The organism is Halomonas sp. H33-56 (assembly GCF_040147035.1).
Classification (GTDB): domain Bacteria; phylum Pseudomonadota; class Gammaproteobacteria; order Pseudomonadales; family Halomonadaceae; genus Halomonas; species Halomonas litopenaei.
This window is the reverse complement of record NZ_JAMSHP010000001.1, coordinates 2,751,044-2,777,116: the sequence shown is the minus strand read 5'-3', so window position 1 is coordinate 2,777,116 and position 26,073 is coordinate 2,751,044. Positions and strand designations below refer to the sequence as shown.

Here is a 26,073-nt window from a genome sequence, read left to right as displayed (position 1 = left end):
GTAGCAACGGAAGACTTCTGACATGAGCTGGCTAGACAAGATTGTGCCCTCGGTGGGCCGCATTCAGCGCAAGGACCGCCGGGCGAGCGTTCCGGACGGTCTCTGGCGTAAGTGCCCCAAGTGCGAGTCGGTGCTTTACCTGCCCGAACTCGAAAAGCACCACAACGTGTGTCCCAAGTGTGATCACCATCTGCGCCTGACCGCGCGCAAGCGCCTTGACTGGTTCCTCGACAAGGAAGGTCGCGAAGAGATCGCCGCCGACCTCGAGCCAGTGGATCGTCTCAAGTTTCGTGACTCCAAGAAGTACAAGGACCGCCTGGCCGCGGCCCAGAAGGACACCGGCGAGAACGACGCCCTGATCGCCATGCGCGGTTCGCTGGATGGCCTGCCGGTGGTCGCGGTGGCCTTCGATTTCACCTTCATGGGTGGCTCCATGGGGGCCGTGGTCGGCGAGAAGTTCGTGCGTGCCGCCACTATCGCTCTCGAAGAGGGCCAGCCGCTGGTGTGCTTCTCGGCATCCGGCGGTGCGCGCATGCAGGAAGCGCTGTTCTCGCTGATGCAGATGGCCAAGACCTCCGCCGCGCTTGAGCGCCTCAAGCAGGCCGGCGTGCCCTATATCTCGGTGTTGACCGATCCGGTGTTCGGTGGCGTGTCGGCGTCACTGGCCATGCTCGGCGATCTCAACGTGGCCGAGCCCAACGCCCTGATCGGCTTTGCCGGTCCTCGGGTCATCGAACAGACGGTGCGCGAGAAGCTGCCTGAAGGCTTCCAGCGCAGCGAGTTCCTGCTCGAACACGGCACCGTCGACATGATCGTGCATCGCCACGAGATGCGTTCGCGGTTGGGTGGAGTGCTGCGCAAGCTGACCCATCAACCTGCGGTAGGTATCGCCGACGACAGTGAGCCCGACCTGGTGGACGTCGCCGAAGCCGCCGAGCGTGACCTGGCGGTGGCCATGGCAGACAGTGAAGGCGCCCAAGCCGAGCACGCGCCGGAGACGGCCGAGCAGCAGACGCAAAGCGATGAAGCCGATGCTGCCCAAGGCGAGGAGCCGAAGGACGGCGAACGCACCCAGGACACACCGCGCTAGCCCATGGACAACGACGGTCTGCCCACCACACTGGATAGCTGGCTCGCCCGACTCGAGGCCGCCCACCCCGTCGGCATCGATCTGGGCCTCGAGCGGGTCGCCTGTGTGGCACAGCGTCTCGGTCTGAGCGAGCGGCCGATTGCACGCCGGGTGATCACCGTCGCCGGCACCAACGGCAAGGGGTCCACGGTGGCCATGCTCGAGGCGCTGGGACGGGCCCATGGGCTGTCCACGGCGGCCTACACCTCGCCCCATCTGGTGCGTTACAACGAGCGCCTTCGGCTGGACGCCAGCGAGGCCAGCGACGAGGTGCTGATCGAAGGCTTCGTCGCGGTGGAGCAGGCCAGGCTCGCGCCATCCCCGGTCAGCCTCACCTACTTCGAGGTCGGTACCCTGGCCGCGCTGTGGACCATCGCCAGGCGCCAGCCCGACCTGGCGGTGCTGGAGGTCGGCCTCGGTGGTCGCCTGGATGCGGTCAATGTGGTGGATCCGGATGTGGCCGTGGTGACCACCGTGGCTCAGGACCACGCCGCCTTCCTGGGCAACGATATTGTCATCATCGGCCGCGAGAAGGCCGGGATCATGCGTACCGGGCGCCCGGCGGTGCTGGGCAGTCGTGACCTGCCCTCGAGCGTTGCCGACCATGCCCGTTCGCTGGGTGCGCCGATCTTTGCGCTCGGCGAGGCCTTCGCCCATTCGGGCCGCCATGCAGGCCCTCAAGCAGCACCTTGTGCAGGACCTGATGGCGAACAGGGCGGCTGGTCGTGGCGCGGCAGCGACGCGCAAGGCCAGCCGGTTGGCCTGGAACGACTAGGCGATCCCGGGCTGCCGCTGGATAACGCCGCTTCTGCGCTGCAGGCACTGTGGCTGGCCCTTGGTGAACTCGATCCAGACGCCTGTCGCCAGGCACTGGCCGAGGTGCGTCTTCCCGGGCGGATGCAGTGGCGCGGTAACTGGTGCCTTGACGTGGGTCACAACCCTCACGCCGCCAACTACCTGGCCGGGCAACTGGTCGAACGGCGTGAAGTGCAAAGGGACGTCCAGGGGCGAACCCTGTGTCTGATCGGCATGCTCGAGGACAAGGACGCCGAGGGGGTCATCGCCGCGCTGTCGCCGGTGGTGGACGCCTGGCTGCCGGTGACGCTCGAGGGCGATCGCGGACGTAGCGCAGCCGACCTGGCGGCACGCATCGAACATCAAGGTGGCACCATCCTTCACCACGCCGATAGCGTCGATGACGGCGCCGACTGGCTCGAATCGTGCGTCGAGCCGGCAGATCGTGTACTGGTGACGGGATCCTTCTTCACCGTGGCTGCCATACTGGCGAGATGGAGCCGCCAGTCCAGTGGCGGTGGCGTCATCGAGGGAGCGACATGAAATACGGAATGCGTGAGCGGATCAGCGGGATCATTATCGTGGTGGCGCTGGGCGTCATCTTCGTGCCGATGTTGTTTGATGAGCCCGAATCCCCCGAGCAGCGGCCGGACCCGGTGCTGACCATCGACCCGCCGGTGGATGTGGAGCGCCGCGACGTGCCAGAGCCCACCCCGCCGGAAGGGCTTGGGCAGATTCAGGCACCGGTTGCCCCCGGCGAGGGCAATGCTTCGCAGGCCGACCAGGGCCAGAGCGAACCCTCCGAGTCCAGCCAGCCACAGCAGGTGGATCCTGAACCGGCGCAGCAGGTGGCCGAACAGGCGTCCTCCGAGCGCCAGGCCGAGCCCGAACCGGCACCCGAGGCCAGCCAGCCCCGGGAAGATCCTATCGCCGCCCTGGCGCGCCAGGCCGAGCAGCGCGCGACGAGCGGCCCCACCGCGGTGGAAGGCGGTGAGTGGGCGGTGCAGGTGGGCAGCTTCGGCGAGGCCGGCAACGCCCAGCGCCTGATGCAGAAGCTGCGTGACCAGGGTTACCCCGCCTACTCGCGTGAGCGCAACAACTCGCTGACCACGGTCTACGTGGGTCCCTTCGGCGCGTCCGAGGACGCCGAGGGCGTGATGAGCGAGCTCAAGTCCCGGGAAAATCTGCAGGGGCTTCTGGTCAAGGTGGATAGCTGATGCTGGTGACATGGGTGGACTGGGTCTTCGTCGCCGTGCTGGCGCTGGCCGTGGCGGCGGGGTTCGTCCGTGGCCTGGTGCGTGAGGCGCTGGGCCTGGCCAGCTGGATCGTGGCGCTTTTGGCGGCACGCATGTTCGCCGAGCCGGTGGCCGAGGTGCTGGGCAACTGGATCGACAGTCCGGATGGCCGGCTTATCGTGGCCTTTATCCTGATCATCGTGATCACGATCCTGCTCGGCGGCATCCTGATACGGATGATCCAGGCGGCGGTGGAGTGGGCCGGCGCAGGCTTTCTCAACCGCCTGACCGGCGCCTTGTTCGGCGGGGTGAAGGCGGCAGCGGTGCTGACCCTGGTCACGCTGCTGATCGGCTTTACCCCGCTGGATCAATTGACGGCCTGGCAGGATGCCAGCGTGCGCCCACACTTCGAGCAATTGCGCGACTGGGGCCTTGGCCAACTGAGTGATTTCGAGGGCAGCCTGCCGGACTTTCCCGAGTCCCTGCGCGAGCTGCCCCAGGCAGAACCATCGCCGCCGACCGGTGGCGAGGCAGAGGGATCTGCCATCGACGATGCGAAGCAAGGTGCCACAAGCACGCTCTGACTTCGCCAGTGACAGACGACTCTTGCGCTGGCCCCCGGGCGGCGTTTCACGGTAAATGAGGTAAGTTGAATGTGCGGTATCGTCGGCCTGATGGCCAAGCAGGCGGTTAACCAGGCAATCTACGACGCCCTGACGGTGCTACAGCACCGGGGTCAGGACGCGGCGGGCATGATGACCTGGAACGAGGGCCGTTTCCTGCTGCGCAAGAGCAACGGTCTGGTACGTGACGTCTTCCACACACGCCACATGGCGCGCCTGAAGGGCAACCTGGGCATCGGCCACGTGCGCTATCCCACCGCCGGCTCGTCCAGCGAGGCCGAGTCGCAGCCGTTCTACGTGAACTCCCCGTACGGTCTGGCGCTGGCGCACAACGGCAACCTGACCAATTCCGAGCAGCTCAAGAAGGAACTGTTCTCCTCGGATCTCCGCCACATCAACACAAGCTCGGACTCCGAGGTGCTGCTCAACGTCTTCGCCCATGAGCTGGGCAAGCAGGGGCCCCATCTGCTGCCGGGCGACATCTTCGACGCCGTGCGTCGGGTGCACCGTCGTTGCCGCGGCGGCTACGCTGCGGTGGCGGTGATCAACGGTGTAGGCCTGGTCGCCTTCCGTGATCCCCAGGGCATCCGTCCGGTGGTCTTCGGCACCCGCGATCAGGGCGAGGGCCAGGAAGTGATGATCGCCTCCGAGTCGGTGGCGCTGGACGTCGGTGGTTTCGAGCTGGTGCGCGACCTGGCGCCGGGCGAGGCCATCTTCGTCGACATGGAAGGCAACTACCACACTCAGTCCTGTGCCGATCGTCCGCTGCTTGCCCCCTGCATCTTCGAGCACGTCTACCTGGCGCGCCCCGATTCGCTGCTGGACGGTGCCTACGTCTACGGCACCCGCCTGCAGATGGGCCGCAAGCTCGCCGATCGCATCAAGAGCGAATGGCCGGATCACGATATCGATGTGGTCATCCCGATTCCCGACACCTCGCGCACCTCGGCACTCGAGATGGCCCAGCACCTGGGGGTCACCTATCGCGAAGGCTTCATGAAGAACCGCTACATCGGGCGGACCTTCATCATGCCCGGGCAGACCCAGCGCAAGAAGTCCGTGCGCCAGAAGCTCAACGCCATCGATATCGAGTTCAAGGGCAAGAACGTGCTTCTGGTGGACGACTCCATCGTGCGCGGCACCACCTGCAAGCAGATCATCCAGATGGCCCGCGACGCCGGCGCCAACAAGGTATACTTTGCCTCTGCCGCGCCGCCCGTGCGTTATCCCAACGTCTACGGCATCGACATGCCCGCCGCCAGCGAGCTGATCGCCCACGGCCGCAGCGAGGCCGAGGTGGGTGAGCTGATCGGCGCCGATCGGATCGTCTACCAGGACCTTGAGGACCTGAAGGCGGCCTGTCGTGAGGTCAATCCGGCGCTGGCCGAGTTCGACTGTTCGGTGTTTGATGGCAAGTACATCACCGGCGACATCGACGAGGCCTACCTGTCAGATCTCGAGGCTTCGCGCAACGATGGCGCCAAGCAGGATCAGAGCGCTGGCGATCACGCCCTGGTCGGCATGCACAATCAGGACGATATCGACTGATACCCAACAGCTAACCGCAGGGCGTCGTCGGTCGGCAGGGGAAGTGCCCGAAGGCGCTCTCTCTCTACCCGTCCGAGTCGACGGCACCCTGGCGAGTGATGGAGACGGATATGCTGGACCCGACGCAGGACGAATGGAACCTCGAGACCCTGGCCATCCGGGCGGGGCACGATCGCACCCAGGAGCAGGAACACTCCGAGCCGATCTTTCCGACCTCGAGCTTTGTCTACGGCAGCGCAGCCGAAGCGGCGCGCAAGTTTTCCGGTGATGAGCCGGGCAACGTCTACTCGCGCTTCACCAACCCCACGGTACGCACCTTCGAGCGTCGCCTGGCGGCGATGGAAGGGGGCGAGCGCTGTGTAGCCACCAGTTCCGGCATGGCCGCCATCCTGTCCACCGCGCTGGCACTGCTTCAGGCCGGTGACGAGATCGTCGCCTCGCGCTCGTTGTTCGGCTCCACCGTCAGCCTGTTCGACAAGTATCTCGGCAAGTTCGGTATCACCACACGCTATGTGGAGCTTTCCGATCTGGACGCCTGGGAAGCGGCGATGACCCCGGCGACTCGGCTGCTGTTCGCCGAGACGCCTTCCAACCCGCTGTCCGAGGTCGTCGATATCGAAGCGTTGGCCGAACTGGCCCATCGCCACGATGCCTTGCTCGCCATCGACAACTGCTTCTTGACGCCGGCGCTGCAGCGGCCGCTGTCACTGGGCGCCGATCTGGTGATCCATTCGGCCACCAAGTACCTGGATGGCCAGGGGCGCGCCATCGGCGGCGCCGTGGTCGGGCGTGACAAGGAGCTCGAGGAAGTCTTCGGGGTGGTGCGGACCTGCGGCCCATGCCTCAGTCCCTTCAATGCCTGGATCTTCACCAAGGGACTGGAGACGCTGAACCTGCGGATGAAGGCTCACGCGGCCTCGGCGCTGGAACTGGCGCGCTGGCTTGACGCTCACCCGGCGGTAGAGAAGGTTCACTATAGCGGACTCGAGAGTCATCCCCAGCACCAGGTGGCGAGCCGCCAGCAGCAGGGCTTCGGCGCCGTGGTCGGGGTCGAGGTCAAGGGCGGGCGCGAGCAGGCCTGGTCAGTAGTCGATGCCACCCGCATGCTGTCGATCACCGGCAACCTGGGGGATGCCAAGACCACCATTACCCACCCGGCGACCACCACCCACGGGCGCCTGTCGGACGAACAGAAGGCGACCGCCGGAATTTCCGAGAATCTGCTGCGCATCGCCGTGGGGCTCGAGAATCTCGACGATATCAAGGCTGACCTGGCCAGGGGGCTCGACGCCCTGGTCTAGAGCTTCACCCGAGGCTGCCATGCTGGAGCCTCCCCATAGTGATGTGTTGAAGCGCTGCTTTACCACGACCGCCGCACGAGTCCGCTCGTCGGCGGTCGTTGCGTTACGGGGGAAGGGAAGCAGCCAGGCACGCCATATCGCGGTTTTATCGTATCTATCGTTCGAAATTTTTCCACGGTTTGCCGTCTAAAGATGCGTTAAGCTCGATTTCATCGATTAATCAAAGGACGTTGGCATGTGGCGAAATTCACGCCAGGGGTGGGGCCTGTTCGCCATCCTGCTGCACTGGACAAGTGCGCTGGCGATTCTCGGTCTGTTCGCCCTGGGCTGGTGGATGACCGGTCTCGACTACTACAGCAACTGGTACAACCTGGCACCCTGGTGGCATCGTGGCGTCGGCATGTTACTGCTGTTCGTGGTGGCTGGCCGCATTCTCTGGCGGCTGGTGCAGCCATCCCCCGAGGCCCACGGTTCAGCGCTTGAGCGTCGCGGAGCGGCGCTCGGCCATCTGGCGCTGTATCTGCTGATGACCACGGTGCTGATCAGCGGGTATCTCATCTCCACCGCCGACGGCAAGGGCATCGCCGTGCTCGACCTGTTTACCGTGCCCGCGCTGATCAGTGACCTGCCGGAGCAGGCCTCCCGCGCCGGCGTGGTGCACTGGTACAGTGCGCTGGCGCTGATCATCCTGTCGGCGGGCCACGCCCTGGCGGCCTTCAAGCATCACTACCTGGACCGTCAGGACACCCTGGTTCGCATGGTAGACCCGCGCCTGGCGCGTCGGGCCAAGCCTGACAAGACCACCGGGGAGCAGGCCTGAAGACGCCAACGTGACCTTGCGACCGCCGGCAAGTGTTGTCCGGACGTCAAGAATCGACCGGCCCGGGGCCGATGAATGACCCAAGGTCGGTATAGAGAAAGAGTGCTGACGCAATCACCGCGTAACCATCAAGGAGAGTGACATGTTCAAGAAGACCGCCATCGCCGCCCTGACCGCCGCTTCGCTGCTGCCGCTGGCCCAGGCTCAGGCCGCCGACTACGCCATCGATTCTGAAGGCCAGCATGCCTTTATCCAGTTCAAGATCAGCCACCTCGGCTATTCCTATATTCTGGGTAGCTTCGAGTCCTTCGACGGTACCTTCAGCTACGACCCGGAAAACGTCGAGGCGGCGTCCGCCGAGGTCGAGGTCGATGTCACCAGTCTGAACACCAACCACGCCGAGCGCGACAAGCACATCCTGAGCGGTGACTTCCTCGACGCCGGTGAGTATCCGACCGCCACCTTTACCTCCACCGGCTTTGAATCTACCGGCGATGGCGAAGGTGTTCTGAGCGGTGACCTGACCCTGCATGGTGTCACCAACAGCATCGAGATGCCGGTGACCCTGCTGGGCGAGGGTGACGACCCCTGGGGCGGCTATCGCGCAGGCTTCGAAGGTTCCACCGAGCTGGCGCTGTCCGACTACGACATCGACATGAGCAAGTTCCCCGAGCCGATGCACAACCTTGAGCTCTACGTGACCTTCGAAGGCATTCGTCAGTAACACGCCCTGGTCAACATGACGAAAGCCCCGGGACAGGTGCCCGGGGCTTTTGCCGTTGAAGGAGGCTGAGCGAGGGTTCGTTATGGCTTACCATAAGCGGCCTATCTACCATCCGGAGACACCGTGCACCTAAGTTCCGACTCTACCTCCCTGGGGCGCACCCTGTGGCAAAAGACCTGGCCGATGGCGATCGGAGTGCTGTCGCTGCTCGGCTTTCAGCTGGTCGACTCTGCCTTCGTCGCGCGCCTGGGCACCGCTCCCCTGGCGGCCCAGTCCTACACCTTTCCGCTGTCGTTTCTGATCATCGGCGTACAGGTGGGCATGGGGATCGCCATTGCCGCCTTGATTTCCCGGGCGCTGGGCGGAGGCGAAGACGACCGCGCCCAACGTCTGGGCAGTCTGTCGCTGATGATGGGGACAGTCGCCATCGGCCTGCTGGCGCTGGTGTTATGGGCCCTGCAGAGCCCCATCTTCGGGGCCCTTGGGGCTGACGCTCACGCGCGGGAGTTGATTCGCGCCTACTGGGCACCCCAGCTGGTCGCCGCCTGGCTGGGGGCGGTGGTGTACTTCGGCTACAGCCTGTTTCGTGCCCACGGCAACACCAGCTTTCCCGGCAGCATGATGGTGCTGACCAGCCTGGTAAACCTGTGTCTCGATCCGATTCTGATCTTTGGTATCGGCAACTGGGACGGGATGGGCCTGCCCGGGGCCGCCTGGGCCACGGTGCTTGCCTTTGGCAGCGGCCTTGCCTTGCTCGGCTGGCAGTTGAAGGGGCGCCACTGGCTCGCGTTCGAAGGCCTCCGGGAGGAATGGCGGCTATCGGGGCGGTCCTTTGCGGGGGTCGCCTGTCCCGCCATGGTCAGCCAGTTGATGCCGCCACTGGCGGCGATGCTGGCGATTTCCACGGTGTCACGCCTGGGCGAATCCGCCGTGGCGGCCTGGGGACTTGCCAGCCGTCTGGAGACGGTGTCGCTGATGGTGGTGCTGGCGCTGACCATGTCGCTGCCACCCTGGCTCGGCCGCTGCTACGGCGCCGGCGACTGGGCCCAGGTGCACCGCCTGATGCGCCTTGCCCTCAAGGTGGTGGTGGTGTGGCAGTTGATGCTGGGTGTGTCGCTGGCGCTGGCTTCGCCCTGGGTCGCCCGTGCCCTGGCCGGCACGCCGGAGGTCAGCGAATCGCTGATGGTGCTGATGCGCTTCATGTTGCCGAGCTATGCCGCGCTCGGGGTGTGCATGCTGGTGGTGTCGGCCGGCAATGCCCTCGGCTGGCCGATGCGCGCCATGTTGCTGTCTGCCGCGCGGTTGTTCGTGTTCTACCTGCCGTGCCTGTGGCTCGGTGTAACGCTGATGGGAGATGTTACCGGCCTTGGGCTTGGAGCGGGGGTGGGCAACCTGCTGGCGGGGCTTGGCGCCTACCTGTTGCTGCGGCGGACCCTGTCGCGCCCCAAGCGAAGCGGCAGGGGTGAAATGCAGGGTAGTTGAATCAACTATATTAAGGTCGATGGAAGAATGTAAAACCTGCTGATGGTGTCAACTTCGATATCACCGTTCGCGTAAGGTGGCTAAAAAAGAATAAAACACTTCGGACTCGACCCTATACTCCTCTCATTGCAGGCCGTGGCCATTGGCCACGGCCTATCTCATGCTCAACGCCCGGGATCGGGACGGGCCATCGACAACGAGAACAGAGGAGTGGCGACATGAAGGTACTGGTACTGGGAGCGGGTGTCGTAGGGGTTACCACCGCCTATTATCTGGCCCGTCAGGGACACGAGGTAAAGGTGGTCGATCGTCAGCCCTCCGTGGCGATGGAGACCAGCTACGGCAACGCCGGCCAGGTATCCTTCGGCTTCTCTTCCCCCTGGGCTGCCCCGGGCATCCCCCAGAAGGCGGTCAAGTGGATGTTCCAGGAGCATGCGCCGCTCAAGATCCAGCCCAAGATGGACTCGAACATGGGTCGCTTCATGATGCAGATGCTCAGCAACTGCAATCCCGACAGCTACGCCCTCAACAAGGAGCGCATGGTCCGCGTCGCCGAGCACAGCCGTGCCTGCATCAATGCGCTGCGTGAGGAGACCGGGCTGCGCTACGAAGATCGTCAGCGTGGCCTGCTGCAGCTGTTCCGTACGGAAAAGCAGGTCGAAGCGGTGGGCAAGGACATGAAGGTCCTCGAGCAGTGCGGCGTGCGCCACGAACTGCTGGACGCCAGCCGCATCGCCCAGGTGGAGCCGGCGCTTGCACGTGTGCCTGGCAAGTTTGTCGGTGGCCTGCATCTGCCCGACGACCAGACCGGTGACTGCCACCTGTTCACCAATCGCCTGGCCGACTACTGCCGCGAGAAGCTCGGTGTCGAGTTCATGTTCAACACCACCATCGAGCGGCTGACGCGGGTCTCCGGCAAGGTAGAGGCCGTGCACACCAGCGCCGGCACCATGACGGCCGACGCCTACGTGATGGCGCTGGGCAGCTACTCGCCGTTCCTCGCCCGTGACCTGGACATCCGCCTGCCGATCTACCCGGTCAAGGGCTACAGCCTGACCCTGCCGGTGGTCGACGACGGCGGCGCGCCCCAGTCCACCGTCATGGACGAAACCTTCAAGGTGGCGATTTCGCGCTTCGACGACCGAATCCGTGTCGGCGGCACCGCGGAGCTGGCATCCTACGACCTCAGCCTGGCCGAGAAGCGTCGTGCCACCATTTCCATGGTCGTGCGCGATGTATTCCCGGAAGGCGGCGATCTGGCCAAGGCCGAATTCTGGACCGGCCTGCGCCCGATGACCCCGGACTCCACACCGATCATCGGCGCCACCAAGTACGACAACCTGTGGCTCAACACCGGCCACGGCACCCTGGGCTGGACCATGAGCTGTGGCAGTGCTCAGCTGTTGTCCGACCTGATCGACGGTCGTACGCCCGCCATCAACCCCGATGGTCTGGCCGTGTCCCGCTACGCCGCCTGAAGCCTGAGGCAGTAGAGGCAAGACAAGGCATAACGTCAAGGGCACAGCGACAAGGCATAACGCCAAGACACAGCGCCTACCGATAGATAGCCAGAGCAGGGTGGTGCAGTAGTGCTGCCACCCACGCAGCCGCTAAACGACACCCCGACGGGCCTTGCCCGCCGGGGTGTCGTCGTTTGTGGTATTCGACCACGGCGCGTCGTCTAATCGTGGCCAAACCAGGAAAAGGGTGGGGCGCACTCAGCGACGTCGAGGCAAAGCTCGAATCCCCGGATATGTCGGTATATGCTGAAAGGCAACAACTAAATTTAGCCACAATGACAGACAGTCCAGATCCATCAGGGCGTGGAAGCCTGGACGCCTTATTCAAGCCTGGTGGGGTAGTGCTGATTTCAGGGAAGGAAGTGGCAGCAATCGCCATGGAAGGGGCGTGTCTATGTGACATTCTCCCGCGGTAGCCTGCCTGTAGGGTAATCGGCAACCGGAATATCCACGCCGGGCCGGTGTCGTTGCTATAGCAGATCCAATGGGCTGGATGTGCCAGCAAACCGTTTGCCGATGACGTGGGTATAGATCTGCGTGGTTCGAACATCGGTGTGGCCCAGCAACTCCTGTACCGTGCGAATGTCCTGACCGGCCTCAAGCAGGTGGGTGGCAAAGGAATGGCGGAAGGTATGACAGCCGACCCGTTTATCCACGATACCTGCTTGTTTCACCGCCACCTTCAGCGCCTTGCGAGGGACTGAGTCGTGCAGGTGATGCCGACACAGAACTCCCGAAACAGGATGGGCACATAGGCCAGTGGAAGGAAACACGAACATCCAGGCCGGTTGGCGGTAGGCTCCTGGGTATTTCTTACCCAGCGCAAAGGGCAGCGAAGGGCCTACCCCCCGTGCGACGTCCTCGCGTTGCAGGGACAAGGCAGTATCCATCTGCCGAGTCAGTTCAGACATCAGGGTTGTACTCAGCAAGGTCTTGCGATCCTTGCCTCCCTTGCCGCTGACGATGGTCAAGGCCCTTGTATCGAAATCGATGTCTTTGACACGAAGCCGAAGACATTCCGCGATACGTAGCCCACTGCCATAAAGTAAAGAGAAGATCAGCCAGTTTCGTCCCGACATGCACGACAGGATTGCCGCGACCTCGGCACGGGTCAGTACGGTGGGAAGCCTACGATGTTGGCGAGCATGCTTGAAGTCGAGCGGTCCCAACTCGACGCCAAGAAACTTGTGGTACAGAAAGGCGAGAGCATTCAACGCAATCTTTTGCGTATTGACCGAGACACCGTTGTCGTTGGCGAGCGATGTCAGGAAGACGCGCACCTCGGGTGCACCCATCTCAGCAGGATGTCGGCGTTGGTGAAACAAGATGAATCGCTTGATCCAGTGCAGGTAGGTTTTTTCTGTTCGAATACTGTAGCCACGCAAGCGTAGATCTCGGCGGATGGACTCCAGGAACGGGCTCTTGCTCATGTGCAACCTCCAAAATACGGTAACTATACATTCATACAGTATATCGAGAAGCGTCCAGCTGACGCGCCTGGAAAGCAACAGAAGAACGCATGTTTTCTCCGCACAAATTCTAGAAAAAAGGCAGAACATCAGAGAGATGTGAGCAGAGTCCGGTGGAATGTCGCGCACACTTTCGCAGGAATTCGAGCATGCGCGTGTTGGCGACTAAGGGCGAAGAAGGCATAGGATGAATTTCTTGGTAGTATCAAGAAGATGTGAAGCACCTTGTGCAGATCCGCGCGGCGTCAATTTAAGCACGCATACGATTAAAAATGTTATGTGTCTAGCTTCTCTAAAGGACGATAGATGGACGACGACGTAGAAATCGAGATGAGTCCTCTGTGCCAGGAGCTTACCGACTCCGGGAAGACAGTGCAGGTCGAGATATATCGCGGAGAGAAGAAGGGGTGGATTCTCGAGGTAGTGGATGAAGAAGGCACTTCTACTGTCTGGAATGAGCTTTTCGCGACCGATGCCGATGCTTTGGAAGAATTGAAGGCGACGATACGAGATGAGGGTATCGATGTCTTGATAGGTAAGTCCGAGTAAATTGGATACTAAATACACATAACAATGCCAGGCAGGCGATGCAAAACCCCGCACGCCTGCTGGCGGGCGTTATGCATCCCGATAGCTGACTGATAGTGACCATAGAATGAGTGAACCGCTGCTAAAGCCCTACTATGTTTACGAACTCGTCGATCCACGTTGCGGAACTACCTTTTACGTCGGCAAGGGGAAGGGGCAGCGGGCTTTGGCCCACGGCGCTGAAGCTGGAACATCAACTGATCACAACGAAAAGCTAGCCAGAATCCGTGAGATACGGGCGGCCGGAGAGAAAGAGCTAGCAATAGTCATCGGTAGGTATGAAACCGAGGAACAGGCGTATGCTGTCGAAGCCACACTTATACATTGGGTGTACGGCTTTTACAGTTTAACGAATGTTCAGGGAGGGCATGGTGGCTCTACGATTCGCCCGAACGGAGCTATGGACGAGATTCCAGGCATAGATATCCCGAGGCGGGCTTACCGCCAATCGGGAGAATATTCTAGCGCCATGATTCGCGCTCGCGAACAAAATGACACTGTATCGTTCGCATTGGAGATTAAGCGAGCGCTGGAGGAAGAACTCGATGTGGGTTTTACTGAGCCGGATCTCGGTGAGAGCAATAAGACAAAGATCTACTCATACTTCGATGCTGCGAGGCTTCGAATTGGTATCACTCACACTAAGAATCCAACCATGTGGTTGGCGTTTGAGCCGACTGGAAAATCGGCAGAGGAAAAGGATAGATTTCTGAGATTCGCAGTCGGCGCTGAGCTATACATCACCAATGCTAAGAATCTAGCCAGGTATCCGGACTATAGTGGCACTCGTGAGATTGACGTGATTATCAGGGAAGCTAGAAAAGGAATTCAGCTGTTGGAACACGGTGATGCATAACAAAGCGCTGCTGCCGGACAATTTTTCCGCTGCGCTCAAAATTTGCCGCAGAGCGCGGCGTTAGCTGTATAGGGAGGCTCCTTGAGTACCTATTGTATTTACACAGATAGAGAATACCCACATAAAGAACTAACGAGAGAGCATATTATTCCTCTCTCATTAGGTGGGGTTAACGGATTTGAAATTCTAGTTGAAAAAGAAATCAATAAGTTTTTTGGATCAAAGGTTGATGGGAAGTTAGCAAATGATTTTCTTATAAAGCTTGATCGAAAAAATGCGGACGCTAGAGGTCATAGCAACAAACCTGTACAGCCCGTATGGAACAAGGTAAGCGTTAAAGAAACGGGTGAGCCGTTACAGATTAAGTTTGAAAAGCCTGGAGATACAAAATGGATTTCTGCTATCTCAAAAAAAGAAATTGACAAAACTTCCCTTAATAAGAAAGAAATATCTATATCATTAAGTGTTGATACGACTATAAGCTTTCAGTTTACCGCAAAGGTTGCATTGGCAGCTGGATATTTCATATATGGTGATATGTTTAAAGATCAGGCAGATACTACCTCCTTGAGAAAATTCTCAACAGCAAGAACATTGAATAAAGACAACAAGTTTGGAAACAGGGCGGTCTCAACCTACAAGCGCAACACTATTGGAGTGCCGGAGATCCGGGCACTGACTTCTGGAGAACCTCCGCGTATACCTCCAGAGGCGTCTTGGCGTTCAACGTCTCTCTAGGCCTGGTATTGAGTGAGTCTGCGATCTCATCGAGCTCCTCCTGGGTGTAGGTCGATAGGTCCGTTCCCTTGGGCAGATACTGTCGAAGCAGACCATTGGTATTCTCGTTCGACCCACGTTGCCACGGGCTGTGTGGATCGGCGAAGTAGATGGCTGTCCCGGTACGTTGGGTTATTTCGGCATGCTTGACCATCTCGCTCCCTTGGTCGTAGGTCATCGACAGCCGTAGTGAGCGTGGAACACGGTTCAATTTGTCACTAAAGCCGACCATCGCATCCGTCGCGGTCGTACCGTCCATTTTCACCAGGATGACGAAGCGTGTCGTGCGCTCGACCAACGTGCCTATGGCAGAACGGTTGCTGGCTCCCATGATGAGGTCGCCTTCCCAATGCCCGGGCATCAACCGATCTTCGATCTCAGGCGGCCGGAGATGAATACTGACCAAGTCAGGAATTTGGCGGCGACGATCCTTGCCACGACTGCGTGGACGCCGCTTTCCCTTCCCCTGCCGAAGGCAAGCAATGAGCTCTTTTTTCAGCGAGCCTCGGGGCATCACATAGAGCGCGTTGTAGATGGCCTCGTGGGAGACCTGACGTGTAGGGTCATTTGGATACATGCGCTTCAGTGTGATGGCTATCTGCCTAGGAGACCAGTACTTGCGCAACAGGTAGGTCACCAGATCGAAGAGAGGCGTACCAAGGCGCAACTTAGATTGTCGTCGTGCTCGATGTCGCGTCAGCGTGGCCCTGAAACCCGACAGACTGGCGTCATAGCCAGCATGAGAAGGTACCGCATGCCGAGCCAGTTCTCGAGAAATCGTGCTGGCAGCTCTCCCAAGGAACTTGGCGATGGAGCGTATCGAGTGACCTTCACGCATCAGCATGATGGTGGCACGTTCTTCAGCAGTAAGGTGGTGGTAGCAATGAGTCATAGCGATAGCGTACCTGATCGATCAGGTGTTGCACTTGCTCATTGAGACCGCCCAGTAAGCTCAGATTTACAGATCGTTTTCATTATCATCAAAAAGATGCTGGAGACGTTATGATGTTTAAAGAGATATCTAGCCTTAGAAACTCATCAGCTGTAATAATCATGCTTTGCGAGTCCAATCTTATAATATCCGTGTCAATACTAGGTAAATATTTGGGTACGGTTAACGTAGATGCCAATACCGATGAGTTCCCTAACGACGGAAGTTTCAGGTTAGGCCAAGTCATATTTTTGAACTCTTCAAGCGATATCGAAAGAATATCGTACTACGATGCAGTTGCAGAAGTGGCAAAGAAACTAGGAATCAAGCCGAATGAGTAGTACAGCTAACAAAACGCTCAAATTGACAGTTTTTCCGTCGCTTCTTTTTGTGGTAAAAAACACTGCCACAAAAGAGCTCCTCCAAAACTGCAATTTAGCTCAGCGTTAGGTGTGTAGTTTCAGGTACCGAGAATAAATCCAATCAGAAGCAGGGGGATATATGAAAGTCCTTATTATTGCTATCGTTCTTACCTTGGTTAGCGGCACTGCTCTGTCCCACGGGGGTGGGTGCAGGAAAAGTTCTCCACCCGGGCAGTGTTGCCATATGGATAATAGTGTCGGAACGGTTCATTGCCATTAACTGTTAAAAGCAGAACACTCACACCTAACAAGGCCAGGCAGGCGATGCAAAAACCCGCACGCCTGCTGGCGGGCGTTATGTTTCTGGATTCTCTGGAGGACGATAGATGGACGACGATGTAAAACCGAGATGAGTACTCTTTGCCTGGGGCGAATCGGCTTTTGAAAAAAGTGGATGTTAAGATTTATCGCGGGGAGGAGAAGGGGGGGATTCTCGATGTAGCCAATGGAAATAACGTCTATCGTCTGGAAGGAGTTTTTCGCGACCGATGCCGATGCTTTGGAAGAATTGAAGACGTCCATACTGGAGTCTGGATCAAACTTTAGGCAATAGGAGGAAGTTTTGGGAAATTCAGATTACATTGCGATTGGATCCGTGATTGTCGCGTTAGCAGCATTTGCTGTTGCGATCTGGCAGGGTTTTTTAACAAGGAAGCACAATATTCTCTCTGTAAAACCAAGGTTCTATATTGATAAGAGCTATGTTGAAGGATTGCATTATCGACTCGAGAGCCAAGGGCTTGGGCCAGGAGTGATTGAGAACTTCACAATTCTTGTTAATGAGGAGAAAATTATAAATCCAAAAAGTGACCCATGGCCGGAATTGTTCAAAAAAATTGGCGTGACCGGGGTGAACTATGAATTTCATATACCTTCAGTTGGTTCTACCCATTCGCCTAACACGTCAAAGATTCTATTAAGTGTGACTTACGCGGATCAAGGTACTCCCGCCGAAGTTATGGATGTTATTGATGGTAGAGTTAACTTTATGGTTGAGTTTAAGTCGCTATACGAAGAACAGTTGTTTAGTTATAAGGGCGGGGAGAATCCCTGATAAGACGTTCAGTCCTAACCTTCACCTACGTTCCACTCCGCGCATGGATTCGCCATTGTATGCGCAGTGATACACTCTCGTTTCGGCCGGCTTAGCGCGGCGTTAACTGAACAGGATTAAAATTTTATTAATGGACTACTTGGATAGATTAATTAGGCTTTGCGAAAATGCTAAAGCAGCCGATCCTAAATCTGAATTTAAGGTTGCTAGCTTTGATGAAATACCAGACATAGATAAAGGGGTCTATATCATCAAAGAGGTTGGTGGGTGTGCAGAAAGAACGTTTCAAGCATTCGTAGAATTTAAGAAAAAGAAGCTTAAAGCATGTAGTAGAGTAAACGGTCCATCAGATGTTTTATATGTTGGTTCCTCAACTACCGGCTTACGAAAAAGGCTAAGGCAGCATCTGGTTAATTGTCCTGACAAAACATACTCTTTACACATGTCACAGTGGTTCGATGGTGATTATGAGGTTCGTATTCTTGAATATGAGGTTCCAATTGAAATCCTCCAACTCATTGAGGATGCAATTTCATATGATTTAAATCCTGCCTTTGGTAAGAAACTTGGGAATAATAAATAGGACCGAATTGGTAATTAATATAAAAACTAATTAAGCTAGGTTCGCAGCGCGTGTCACTTCTACTATGCGTTGTTTTTAATGTTTAAGGTAATATATGTCTGATTACTTGCCAATCGGTATTGCGCTGGGTATCGCCTTCGGCGCAGGATTTGGCATAGCACTGGACAACCTGTCCTTGGGGATTGGCCCCGGCATTGCCCTTGGGATAGCCATTGCCCTGGCGATGTCCAACCGAAGGTCCAGCAAGGCCTGCAGACCCACGCAAGAGACAGGAAGTGAGGACAGTACCGGGGATAATGGATGAGGCTAGCAAGGGCCTGGAAAGGGGCGAGAAACGAACTAGAAAGAAGCTGGTAATCGTCGAGAAAGGCGCTTTAGGGCTTGGAGTGAAAAAATCATCGTCCAGCAAGACACTCAGTCAACTCACGGTAGGCTCGTAACCTGTCATTGGACAGATTCGGCCTCGGTGGACCCCGCTCTGGCATCACCCACGACACTCCACCAGTTGTTTCGCCGCGTATTCTTCAGGTGCTGGCCTGCAGCTTGGCGCCATTTTTCCTACGCTGAATAGGCATCGGCATCGGCATCGGCATCGGCATCGGCATCGGCATGGGCGATCGTCCTGTGGCTCAGGACGGATGGTGCTTAGCGCGACGGCGCCGTCTCGGTGGTATCTGGTATCGAATCGGTGAGTGGGTGGCTGAGTATGGATCAGGCCAACCGAGGCCGGCGATCAAATAGTGCGGTACACCCGATTGTGCACTCTATGCATTCAGGCTCAGGCTCGGAGAGGTGGCGTATGACCAGGCACGTTGGGTTTCGGAGGCTTTGTCTCTCGATGGGGCTGCTCGCTGGTTCGTCGGCGGCCCTGGGCGCGGGCCTGCCATCGGGGGAGGGCAGGGAGGCTGTCGAAGTGCAGTGCTCGGTGTGCCATCCGGTCAGTCGCACGGCCAGAGCCTTGGCTACAGCCGAGAGGGTTGGCTCGAGTTGATGGGCACCATGGTGGATCTCTCGCGTGATCCTGCCCGCCGCGGGGCTATCGCCGACTATCTGGCGGAGCACTTTCCTCCCAATGAGCGACGGGCACCGACGTTGCTTGAGGGAGATACCGATATCAGCTTCCATGAATGGGTGGTGCCGACGCTAGGGCAGCGCTCAAGGGATCCGGCCGAGGCGCCAGACGGCGGGATCTGGTGGGCGGGCCAATGGGGAAATCTGGTGGGGCGCATTGATCCCATGTCCGGTGAGATGCGCGAATACCCGCTGCCGCCCGGCAGCATGCCTCACTCTGTGACGCTGGATCGTGACGGTGGTGTGTGGTTTACCGGCAACAAGAACGGGACGCTGGGGCGTCTCGACCCGGCCAGTGGTGATATCGAGGTGGTCGACATGCCGGACCCCTCGGTGCGTGATCCCCACACGGCGGTGTTCGATGATGACGGTGTTCTCTGGTTTACGGCGCAGCACGCCAATCGCGTCGGACGCCTGGATCCGCAAACCGGTGAGGTCGAACTCGTTGCCATGCCCACCACTGGGGCACGTCCCTACGGCATCAAGATCGATGCAGAGGGCACACCCTGGGTGGCCTGCAATGGCCACAACTGCCTGGTACGGGTCGATCCCGACACCATGGCGCTTACCGAAATCGAGCTTCCCCACCAGGCAACCACTGTGCGCCGGCTCGATATCGCCGATGACGGCATGATCTGGTACGTCAATTCGGGAAGGGGCCGGCTTGGGCGCTATGACCCCCGCAGCGGTGAGGTGCAGGAGTGGCCGTCGCCAAGCGGCGAGAAGTCTCATCCCTACGCGATCGCGGTACTCGATGGCGTGGTCTGGTACAACGAATCCGGGATGCGCCCCGATGCCCTGGTGCGCTTTGATCCCGCCACCGAGACCTTCCAGAGCTGGGCGATCCCGTCCGGCGGTATTTACGCCGGTATCGTGCGGCATATGCGACCGACCCGGAATGGCGACCTGCTGATTCATCAGAGCGCCACCAATCGCATCATTCGTGTCGAGATCACTCGCTAGGGACCACCGGTTGTTCCGGTACCCGTTACGCCGCCCCCTTCACGCACCCCGTCGAGAAAGCCTCTCGGCGGGGTGCCTTCGTTTGTTGCCTTGGTGGCTGATTGGACATCGTCACATTGATGAAGACGGTCTATGCTTCAAAGGCCAAGTTTACTTAGGAAGAGTGTTCTACGGGGGTAGTCATTCTGATTGAATCCATCAGGAATACTTGGTAAGTACTTGATAAATAAGCCGAGATGTTTGGTGTCCTGCGGTCGTGGCTCCGGTGCCTTTTTAAGCACATTTTATTCAGGGCTGCGCCGCCAGAAGCGCTTTCCTTTCCGTGTCAGATGAAAGAGGTCAGCGCGGGGACGCTGTCGGGGCGCCTTGCCCGTTATCCAAAGCTCCGGTGTCCGAGCATGTTTCCCTCCTTCCTCGCATAGCACCAGATTCCGGTCGCCTGCCTCCTGTTTCGGTGGGCTGACGTCCCGGAAGTCGACTACCCCCGCGCGGTCATCGTTTCGATGACCCGGGTAGCGTTATTTCTCGCCGAGCTTCTTGTTGACGACCTGTACTGCGCTGCCCTGCGAAGTTGCAAACGTCATTCAACGTCAAGGAGCCAACACATGAACACGTCAAAAGACCCCGATCCCTGCCCATGCCGCCCTCAGGTGGGGCTGGGCAAGGATCGGGCGGAAGAGCTCGTGGTGGCCAGGGTGCCCCAGGGCTTTGAGGCCAACATCAATGTGCGCCTCGTGCCTGGAGGAGACTTCGCGCTCCCCAAGCGTCCTCTGCGCTGCCGTCCTCGCAAGGGAGCGCCCCGTCGGGATGCCAAGCCGCTGGCGTTACCAGAGGAGGTGATGAAGAAACTCCAGGAGGCCGACAAGGTGATGATGGATTGGTTGGCCAAGGACGAGGCGAACGCGAGCCTATACATGGCGCGTCCTGTCGAGGCCTTGCTCAAGGCCGGTGTCAAATTGTCAAGGCAGGAGCTGAAGGCCGTCGAGCGGGCCCACGGGGAGGTCGAACAGACAGCAGTGGTAGGTCCCGGAGTGAAGGTGGCGGGTTTCAAGGCTGCGGCCTTCCCGCGTGGTCGTATCGGCGAGATCAAGCCGGGTGCGAAGCCGCAGGATGATGATGGCTTTGCTGTTCACAAGGAGGGCTAGTCATGGCACTGGATCGAACAGCCGGTTTTGACATGCTCGTTCAGATTTCCGAGAACGAACTCAACAATCAACTTGCCACGGCCTTCCTCGCCGGAGGGATCTTTCCACCCAGTATCAGCGTGCCAGTCAATGCAGGCGGTGTCAGCGGGAGCGCCGATCTGAATTTCGATACCCCCGTCGCCGACCTGGACCGCCCTCGGCCGAGAATGGGGCTGACCGTTCCCTTTTCCAATTCTCAGCTCCAGATCACCGCGCCCCTGGCGTTGACGGTCGCCCCGATCGGTGGCGCCATCACGGTGGTGGACAGTATCGCCATGGTGACCGAGGGCAGCAATCAATTCGCCACCATGGACTTCAATGCCGGTGCGCCCACGGTCAATGTGGCCTTCGATCCTGCGTCGGTGTCACTGCTTGAGCCGCTTCTGGATGTTGCGGGGCTGAGCCTCACGCAGGCGCAAAACATGATGGCGGGAGTCGTACTCGACCAGCTTCAGTCAAGCATCGGTCGAATCGATCTGACGCCAGCTATCCCGGTCGTCGACGATACGGATGCGACAACCGTCTTCGACATCGATGTCACCACCGTGAACGATACCACGGCGCTGGATCGTGATTGCCTTGCGTTCGGTGTGCGAATGTCCAGCGACGGCGGGGGGAATATCAATAACGTCACCTCCAGCTTGATCCCTGCCGGGAGCCAGTCGCTGGTGACGATGAGCAACTTCTGGTTGCTGGCCAGGGTAATGCGCCCACGTATCGCAAGCTCCATGGGCAGACCTGTCACCGATTTCGACACCCCCTTGAGGCTAAACCGCAGTATCCCCGCACCGGGTGGCCAGGGGACGCTTCGAAGTCTCGAGGCTCGCGTTGTCGGTAATCGTATATCCGTCACGGGACGTGCCACCGACTCGGGTAGTGGCTGGTCGGCGGAGTCGAATTTCTCGTTCTTCATCGATATCGGTCTGGATGCAGGGGCCATCACGGTGACTGCGACCACGCCGGTGGTGGATACCGATGTGGATCTGGCCTGGTGGGTGTGGCTTGCCTCACTCGGTCTGGGAGGTCTGTTCGGCGGTATCGTCGGAGTCATCATTGCCGCCGTGGTGCTGGCGATTGTCGAGGCGGTGGCAGAAGGCATCGCCGATGGTCTGATTTCGGATGGCATCAGCGGGGCCATTGGTGGCCTGCCGGCGATCCCGCTCGGGCCCATCGGTGGTGGTCTGACGCTGTCCAGTATCGTCCTCGATGATCTGGAATTGCGCTCGAGCATCGTGCGGTCGGTCTCGGTGCCGGTAAAACACCAGGGCGGAAACGTCGGTCTCGAAGGGTTCTCGGTGGATCTGGACAGTGGCGCCCTCAGTGCGGGGGTGCTGCCCGGAACCGATCTCGCCTGGAATCCCGCAAGTGGCTTGAATGCCGTCGGTGGCAGTGGGCTGACGGTCACGGGGACCTCCTTCGGCGGGCTGACACCGGTGCAGATATCGCGCCTGCCGCTGGCAACAAGCCAGATGTCTCTGGGCCTGATACCCCTCACGTGGCCACGATGGTTCCTGTTCATGCCTCACCATGAGGTGGTCTTCGGGATGCGCACGTCCGAAGGGCGCCTGGCCAAGTTACGTGCCTGGCGCCAGATCGATCAGCAGGGTGCACTGCATCTGGACTGGATCACCTTCGACACCCCGACGCCATCGCTGGATATTGCGGCACGATGGAGCGTGACAGAGCGCGGAGAGGTGACGCACTACGTTGCGAAGGACTGTTCTCGTTGTCGTTCCAGCCCGGTGCGATGGTCCGGTGTATTTGAAGCCTGGCCCAGGCTCACCGCCTTCCCGGTGGACTACGAGTGGTGCCTGTGTGGGCAGACCCTGGAACAGGGCGATGGCAAGGTGAAGAGCGCGGCAGGCATCATTCCCTATCGACTGGAGGGACGACGCCTCAAGGTCGCGACCGAAATGGGCCAGTCGTTCAAGTGCGAGCTGTGTGTCAGCGCCATCGATGCCCGTGGCCTGGAGCTGTACACCTGTATTCAGCTCAATCAGCCCGGTATCGAGCGACGCTGCCGTCCGTGCAAACCGACTCGCAAGGATGTGTCGGTCAATCTGTTGCCGGTGGCCGCCGAGCTTGCTTACTGGCGACCCTTGCTGCCGCGGGAGCCGCTGGTCGAGGTAGAGCCCATCGGCTAGGCTCGAGCCCACAAGAGACGCAAGAAAGTAGAAGGAAAAGAGATGGCAGGAGGGGCCGGTACCCGAGCAGGGTTCCGGCCCTTTTTTTATGGACGCGGGTCAGCATGGCAGCAAATGGGGCCTTGTATCCTGGCATTTTGCCGTCATGGGGTGTGTCATGAGGTATGGCGTCCGTTGTCTATTCCTGATGCTGGCCCTGTCATCAGGGGTCGCCGCGGCCACTGATGACCCCTGGACCAGCGAGATCAACGAAGGGGCGGTGGGTTCGGGCTTTGACGATCCTTTTACGGAAGATATCAACGAAGCGGCGGTAGCAAGCGGGTTCGATGATCCCTTCACTGACGACGTGAATGAAGGTGTGATCGGCTCGGACATCGATGATCCGTTTACCGACGATATCAATGAAGGCGCAGTCGGATCAGGACGCGACGATCCTTTTACCCCGAGTATCAATGAAGGCGCGGTAGGCTCGGGGTTTGATGATCCGTTTACCAATGCAATTAACGAGGGGCGGGTAGACTCGGGCGTCGGCTCCCCCTGATCGCTCGTTGGTCGTACGTAGATGCGCTGAAGGGAACAGATGACGGCCTTTGAAGCCTGTTGGCGCTACGCAAGAGGGACGCGGGTGTCGATCCTGTTGTCGTCCCAGTCGAGCTCCTCTGCAAGGCCGATCAAGCGTTCGACGGCGGGCAGACGATGGTCGGGATGCCACACCAGCATCAGGCAAAGCTCGGTCGTGAGGTCCTCAAGCCTGAAGCTCACGATATCTTCCGGTGCATCAGTCATGGCCAGGGAGGGGAGTAGCGTACACCCCATCTGGGCTGACACAAGACATCGCATCGTGGTGTTGTCACTGCACTCCTGCACAATCTTGGGCTGAAAGCCTGCGGCGTCAAAGGCACGCTGAAGCTGGTCATAGCTACTGGGCGTCGAGCCCCGCTTGAACCAGATAAAGTCCTCGTCACTGATATCGGAAAGCCGTGTTGGTGGGTGGGAGGCCAATGGAGAGTGCCTGCTGACTGCCAGCACCATATGATCCCTATACAGGCACAAACTTCTCAGCAACGGCTGACTTGGTGGATGAAAGAACATGATGCCGGCATCCAGTTCGGCCGCTAGCAGCGCTTGTTCCTGATGGCCTGACAGCATGGATTCGATCGATACATCGGTGCCTGGAAAGGTGTTCCTGAACTCGAGCAATAGATGAGTGATGTTGGATATCCATGGGTGCAGGGGGGTGAGGCCAAGTTTAAGACTGTCTCGGTGACCATGCTGGATATCGCGTGCGATTTTTTTTGCCTCGGAATACTCTGCCGTCATGCGCTTCATGGCATCATAAAAGGCTTCGCCCGAGGAGGTCAGTGCGATACCTCGATTTGAACGAAGTAATAGTGTGGCACCTACCTCCTCTTCCAGCAGTTTGAGTTGGCGCGTCAGGGCTGGCTGAGCCACCGGTATCGCTCGCGCAGCAGCCGAAATGGATTTTCTCTCGGCCACTTCAATAAAATAGGTTATCCGTTTGAAATCCATGGGCTTTCCTGGGTACGTTCGACCGGTATCGAAAAGTAGCATGGCAGCCATACAAAAACAATATTTTCCGAGGATGCCATTTTTTCCTTATAAGGTGGCGACGTTCAAGTTTTTCAAGGCTGGATATGTCCAATAATAAATTTGTTTCTTTTATTTCAAAAAATATCGATCACTTTAAAGCATTTCGTCGCTGTCTTCATATGTACCCAGAACTTGGGTTTGAAGAGCATGAGACTTCCCATCGGGTTGTCCAGGAACTGGATCGCCTGGGAGTCGAATACACGACCGGTATTGCAAAAACCGGCATCGTCGCGACCATCAGGGGAAATCGCAGGGACTCTGGACGGCGCGTAGGCCTCAGGGCCGACATGGATGCCTTGCCCATGCAGGAAATGTCGGGCGTGCCCCACGCTTCCCGCCATACTGGAAAGATGCACGCTTGTGGCCACGACGGTCATACTACCATCCTGCTCGGCGTCGCCGCCTGGCTTTCGGAGAATCGGGATTTCTCCGGGACCATTCACCTCATCTTCCAGCCCGCGGAAGAGGGATTGGGCGGCGCTACGGGCATGATCGATGACGGGCTGTTCGACAGCTTTCCTGTGGACGAAATTTTCGCTTTGCACAACTGGCCCGCTTTGCCCTCCGGCATGGTTGGAGTCCGGTCCGGACCGATCATGGCGGCGACGGATAAAATCAGAATAGTGGTACGTGGCAAAGGCGGCCATGGGGGCGTCAATCCCCACCGCGCCGTCGACCCCGTCCTGATGTCTGGCGCTCTGTTGCAAGCCTTGCACACTGTCGTGTCGCGTGATGTTGATCCTCTCGAATCCGGTGTCATCAGTCTGTGTGGCATCGAGGGCGGGTCCCTCGATGGGTTTGCCATCATTCCCGATGAGGTCAAGATCAGCGGCACGGTGAGAAGTCTCGAAGAGCATGTTCGTAGTTCCATAGAGAGCTCCATGCTGCGTATCTGTCGCGGGATTGGTCAGACGTTCGGTGGTGAAGTATCACTGGACTATGAACGCCTCTTCCCGGTGACCCGCAATGCGAAGGATTCCGCCGAACTGGTCGCGTCCTCGGTGGTGGCCCTGTGGGGCCATGACAGACTGGCTGAAGAGGTAGCGCCCAGCATGGGGGCCGAAGACTTCTCCTTTATGCTTGATCGATGCCCAGGAGCTTACTTCTTTCTCGGATCCGGCAAGGACGAGGGCTCTTTTCCGCTGCATAGTGCCTACTACGACTTCAATGACGAAATCATTCCGCTCGGGATTGAGTTGATGGTAAAGATTGCGCTCGATTCTCTTGATGACAAGGCGTGAGA

24 protein-coding genes are annotated in these 26,073 nt (G+C 58.9%); 21 read left to right on the top strand and 3 right to left on the bottom strand.

Annotated elements, in window-relative coordinates:
- The first annotated feature begins 22 nt into the window (after positions 1 to 22).
- The 10 genes from accD (at position 23) to NFH98_RS11870 (ending at position 11,135) form a co-directional block, all read left to right on the top strand.
- Positions 23 to 1,090 carry an acetyl-CoA carboxylase, carboxyltransferase subunit beta gene (gene accD, locus NFH98_RS11915; protein WP_349622756.1) on the top strand — a complete coding sequence of 356 codons (1,068 nt, stop codon included), beginning with the start codon at positions 23 to 25 and terminating at the stop codon, positions 1,088 to 1,090.
- A gap of 3 nt (positions 1,091 to 1,093) precedes the next feature.
- Complete coding sequence (locus NFH98_RS11910) at positions 1,094 to 2,467, top strand: bifunctional folylpolyglutamate synthase/dihydrofolate synthase (RefSeq protein WP_349622755.1); 1,374 nt, start codon at positions 1,094 to 1,096, stop codon at positions 2,465 to 2,467.
- The gene (locus NFH98_RS11905; protein WP_349622754.1) at positions 2,464 to 3,141 is read left to right on the top strand and encodes an SPOR domain-containing protein; all 678 of its coding nucleotides are present in this window, start codon (positions 2,464 to 2,466) and stop codon (positions 3,139 to 3,141) included. Before NFH98_RS11910 ends, NFH98_RS11905 begins: the two co-directional genes overlap by 4 nt.
- On the top strand, positions 3,141 to 3,743 hold the full coding sequence (locus tag NFH98_RS11900; protein WP_071211105.1) for a CvpA family protein: 603 nt from the start codon (positions 3,141 to 3,143) through the stop codon (positions 3,741 to 3,743). Before NFH98_RS11905 ends, NFH98_RS11900 begins: the two co-directional genes overlap by 1 nt.
- 69 nt (positions 3,744 to 3,812) lie before the next feature.
- Entirely contained in the window at positions 3,813 to 5,330 is a 1,518-nt protein-coding gene (gene purF, locus NFH98_RS11895; protein WP_349622753.1) for an amidophosphoribosyltransferase, read from the top strand.
- Positions 5,331 to 5,440: 110 nt separating this feature from the next.
- The gene (locus tag NFH98_RS11890; RefSeq protein WP_239452535.1) at positions 5,441 to 6,631 is read left to right on the top strand and encodes an O-succinylhomoserine sulfhydrylase; all 1,191 of its coding nucleotides are present in this window, start codon (positions 5,441 to 5,443) and stop codon (positions 6,629 to 6,631) included.
- Between the two features lie 235 nt (positions 6,632 to 6,866).
- Positions 6,867 to 7,451 (top strand): cytochrome b, encoded by a 585-nt coding sequence (locus NFH98_RS11885; RefSeq protein ID WP_045992461.1) that lies wholly within the window; start codon positions 6,867 to 6,869, stop codon positions 7,449 to 7,451.
- 142 nt (positions 7,452 to 7,593) lie between these two features.
- The gene (locus tag NFH98_RS11880) at positions 7,594 to 8,175 is read left to right on the top strand and encodes a YceI family protein (RefSeq protein WP_108448841.1); all 582 of its coding nucleotides are present in this window, start codon (positions 7,594 to 7,596) and stop codon (positions 8,173 to 8,175) included.
- A gap of 183 nt (positions 8,176 to 8,358) precedes the next feature.
- Entirely contained in the window at positions 8,359 to 9,657 is a 1,299-nt protein-coding gene (locus NFH98_RS11875; RefSeq protein ID WP_349623113.1) for an MATE family efflux transporter, read from the top strand.
- A gap of 218 nt (positions 9,658 to 9,875) precedes the next feature.
- Complete coding sequence (locus tag NFH98_RS11870) at positions 9,876 to 11,135, top strand: D-amino acid dehydrogenase (RefSeq protein WP_349622752.1); 1,260 nt, start codon at positions 9,876 to 9,878, stop codon at positions 11,133 to 11,135.
- Between the two features lie 512 nt (positions 11,136 to 11,647).
- On the opposite strand, the gene NFH98_RS11865 is transcribed toward NFH98_RS11870, so the two are convergent.
- Positions 11,648 to 12,607, bottom strand: coding sequence for an integron integrase (locus NFH98_RS11865; protein WP_124805288.1), 960 nt, complete (start codon positions 12,605 to 12,607; stop codon positions 11,648 to 11,650).
- A 345-nt stretch (positions 12,608 to 12,952) separates the two neighbouring features.
- Between NFH98_RS11865 and NFH98_RS11860 the strand changes: the two genes are divergently transcribed.
- The 3 genes from NFH98_RS11860 to NFH98_RS11850 all read left to right on the top strand — a co-directional run bounded on the left by NFH98_RS11860 (position 12,953) and on the right by NFH98_RS11850 (position 14,828).
- Complete coding sequence (locus NFH98_RS11860; protein WP_348814498.1) at positions 12,953 to 13,195, top strand: hypothetical protein; 243 nt, start codon at positions 12,953 to 12,955, stop codon at positions 13,193 to 13,195.
- Positions 13,196 to 13,301: 106 nt separating this feature from the next.
- Positions 13,302 to 14,090 (top strand): LEM-3-like GIY-YIG domain-containing protein, encoded by a 789-nt coding sequence (locus tag NFH98_RS11855; RefSeq protein WP_052704539.1) that lies wholly within the window; start codon positions 13,302 to 13,304, stop codon positions 14,088 to 14,090.
- 81 nt (positions 14,091 to 14,171) lie between these two features.
- Positions 14,172 to 14,828 (top strand): HNH endonuclease, encoded by a 657-nt coding sequence (locus NFH98_RS11850; protein ID WP_349622751.1) that lies wholly within the window; start codon positions 14,172 to 14,174, stop codon positions 14,826 to 14,828.
- On the opposite strand, the gene NFH98_RS11845 is transcribed toward NFH98_RS11850, so the two are convergent.
- Positions 14,740 to 15,759 (bottom strand): IS30 family transposase, encoded by a 1,020-nt coding sequence (locus NFH98_RS11845; RefSeq protein WP_349622750.1) that lies wholly within the window; start codon positions 15,757 to 15,759, stop codon positions 14,740 to 14,742. The genes NFH98_RS11850 and NFH98_RS11845 overlap by 89 nt on opposite strands.
- Positions 15,760 to 16,782: 1,023 nt before the next feature.
- Between NFH98_RS11845 and NFH98_RS11840 the strand changes: the two genes are divergently transcribed.
- The 7 genes from NFH98_RS11840 (at position 16,783) to NFH98_RS11815 (ending at position 23,760) form a co-directional block, all read left to right on the top strand.
- Entirely contained in the window at positions 16,783 to 17,274 is a 492-nt protein-coding gene (locus NFH98_RS11840) for a hypothetical protein (protein ID WP_349622749.1), read from the top strand.
- A 130-nt stretch (positions 17,275 to 17,404) separates the two neighbouring features.
- On the top strand, positions 17,405 to 17,857 hold the full coding sequence (locus NFH98_RS11835) for a GIY-YIG nuclease family protein (RefSeq protein WP_349622748.1): 453 nt from the start codon (positions 17,405 to 17,407) through the stop codon (positions 17,855 to 17,857).
- Between the two features lie 94 nt (positions 17,858 to 17,951).
- Positions 17,952 to 18,161 (top strand): glycine zipper domain-containing protein, encoded by a 210-nt coding sequence (locus NFH98_RS21010; protein WP_502878742.1) that lies wholly within the window; start codon positions 17,952 to 17,954, stop codon positions 18,159 to 18,161.
- A 623-nt stretch (positions 18,162 to 18,784) separates the two neighbouring features.
- Entirely contained in the window at positions 18,785 to 19,891 is a 1,107-nt protein-coding gene (locus NFH98_RS11830) for a Vgb family protein (protein ID WP_349622747.1), read from the top strand.
- Between the two features lie 605 nt (positions 19,892 to 20,496).
- Positions 20,497 to 21,036, top strand: coding sequence for a macro domain-containing protein (locus NFH98_RS11825; RefSeq protein ID WP_349622746.1), 540 nt, complete (start codon positions 20,497 to 20,499; stop codon positions 21,034 to 21,036).
- Between the two features lie 2 nt (positions 21,037 to 21,038).
- Complete coding sequence (locus tag NFH98_RS11820; RefSeq protein ID WP_349622745.1) at positions 21,039 to 23,219, top strand: hypothetical protein; 2,181 nt, start codon at positions 21,039 to 21,041, stop codon at positions 23,217 to 23,219.
- A 157-nt stretch (positions 23,220 to 23,376) separates the two neighbouring features.
- Positions 23,377 to 23,760: a hypothetical protein gene (locus tag NFH98_RS11815; RefSeq protein ID WP_124804884.1), complete on the top strand. Its 384-nt coding sequence runs from the start codon at positions 23,377 to 23,379 to the stop codon at positions 23,758 to 23,760.
- 65 nt (positions 23,761 to 23,825) lie between these two features.
- Here NFH98_RS11815 and NFH98_RS11810 read toward each other — a convergent pair whose 3' ends face one another.
- Positions 23,826 to 24,749 (bottom strand): LysR family transcriptional regulator, encoded by a 924-nt coding sequence (locus NFH98_RS11810; RefSeq protein ID WP_213227135.1) that lies wholly within the window; start codon positions 24,747 to 24,749, stop codon positions 23,826 to 23,828.
- Positions 24,750 to 24,874: 125 nt separating this feature from the next.
- Between NFH98_RS11810 and NFH98_RS11805 the strand changes: the two genes are divergently transcribed.
- A complete protein-coding gene (locus NFH98_RS11805; protein ID WP_222516551.1) occupies positions 24,875 to 26,071 on the top strand; it encodes a M20 aminoacylase family protein in 1,197 nt (398 codons plus the stop codon).
- Positions 26,072 to 26,073 lie beyond the last annotated feature (2 nt).

What these genes read in the sequence shown, in the direction of transcription:
- accD (WP_349622756.1), top strand. Translation starts at nt 23, where the DNA reads ATGAGCTGGCTAGACAAGATTGTGCCCTCGGTGGGCCGCATTCAGCGC.
- NFH98_RS11910 (WP_349622755.1), top strand. Translation starts at nt 1,094, where the DNA reads ATGGACAACGACGGTCTGCCCACCACACTGGATAGCTGGCTCGCCCGA.
- NFH98_RS11905 (WP_349622754.1), top strand. Translation starts at nt 2,464, where the DNA reads ATGAAATACGGAATGCGTGAGCGGATCAGCGGGATCATTATCGTGGTG.
- NFH98_RS11900 (WP_071211105.1), top strand. Translation starts at nt 3,141, where the DNA reads ATGCTGGTGACATGGGTGGACTGGGTCTTCGTCGCCGTGCTGGCGCTG.
- purF (WP_349622753.1), top strand. Translation starts at nt 3,813, where the DNA reads ATGTGCGGTATCGTCGGCCTGATGGCCAAGCAGGCGGTTAACCAGGCA.
- NFH98_RS11890 (WP_239452535.1), top strand. Translation starts at nt 5,441, where the DNA reads ATGCTGGACCCGACGCAGGACGAATGGAACCTCGAGACCCTGGCCATC.
- NFH98_RS11885 (WP_045992461.1), top strand. Translation starts at nt 6,867, where the DNA reads ATGTGGCGAAATTCACGCCAGGGGTGGGGCCTGTTCGCCATCCTGCTG.
- NFH98_RS11880 (WP_108448841.1), top strand. Translation starts at nt 7,594, where the DNA reads ATGTTCAAGAAGACCGCCATCGCCGCCCTGACCGCCGCTTCGCTGCTG.
- NFH98_RS11875 (WP_349623113.1), top strand. Translation starts at nt 8,359, where the DNA reads ATGGCGATCGGAGTGCTGTCGCTGCTCGGCTTTCAGCTGGTCGACTCT.
- NFH98_RS11870 (WP_349622752.1), top strand. Translation starts at nt 9,876, where the DNA reads ATGAAGGTACTGGTACTGGGAGCGGGTGTCGTAGGGGTTACCACCGCC.
- NFH98_RS11865 (WP_124805288.1), bottom strand. Translation starts at nt 12,607, where the DNA reads ATGAGCAAGAGCCCGTTCCTGGAGTCCATCCGCCGAGATCTACGCTTG.
- NFH98_RS11860 (WP_348814498.1), top strand. Translation starts at nt 12,953, where the DNA reads ATGGACGACGACGTAGAAATCGAGATGAGTCCTCTGTGCCAGGAGCTT.
- NFH98_RS11855 (WP_052704539.1), top strand. Translation starts at nt 13,302, where the DNA reads ATGAGTGAACCGCTGCTAAAGCCCTACTATGTTTACGAACTCGTCGAT.
- NFH98_RS11845 (WP_349622750.1), bottom strand. Translation starts at nt 15,759, where the DNA reads ATGACTCATTGCTACCACCACCTTACTGCTGAAGAACGTGCCACCATC.
- NFH98_RS11835 (WP_349622748.1), top strand. Translation starts at nt 17,405, where the DNA reads ATGGACTACTTGGATAGATTAATTAGGCTTTGCGAAAATGCTAAAGCA.
- NFH98_RS21010 (WP_502878742.1), top strand. Translation starts at nt 17,952, where the DNA reads ATGTCTGATTACTTGCCAATCGGTATTGCGCTGGGTATCGCCTTCGGC.
- NFH98_RS11825 (WP_349622746.1), top strand. Translation starts at nt 20,497, where the DNA reads ATGAACACGTCAAAAGACCCCGATCCCTGCCCATGCCGCCCTCAGGTG.
- NFH98_RS11820 (WP_349622745.1), top strand. Translation starts at nt 21,039, where the DNA reads ATGGCACTGGATCGAACAGCCGGTTTTGACATGCTCGTTCAGATTTCC.
- NFH98_RS11815 (WP_124804884.1), top strand. Translation starts at nt 23,377, where the DNA reads ATGAGGTATGGCGTCCGTTGTCTATTCCTGATGCTGGCCCTGTCATCA.
- NFH98_RS11810 (WP_213227135.1), bottom strand. Translation starts at nt 24,749, where the DNA reads ATGGATTTCAAACGGATAACCTATTTTATTGAAGTGGCCGAGAGAAAA.
- NFH98_RS11805 (WP_222516551.1), top strand. Translation starts at nt 24,875, where the DNA reads ATGTCCAATAATAAATTTGTTTCTTTTATTTCAAAAAATATCGATCAC.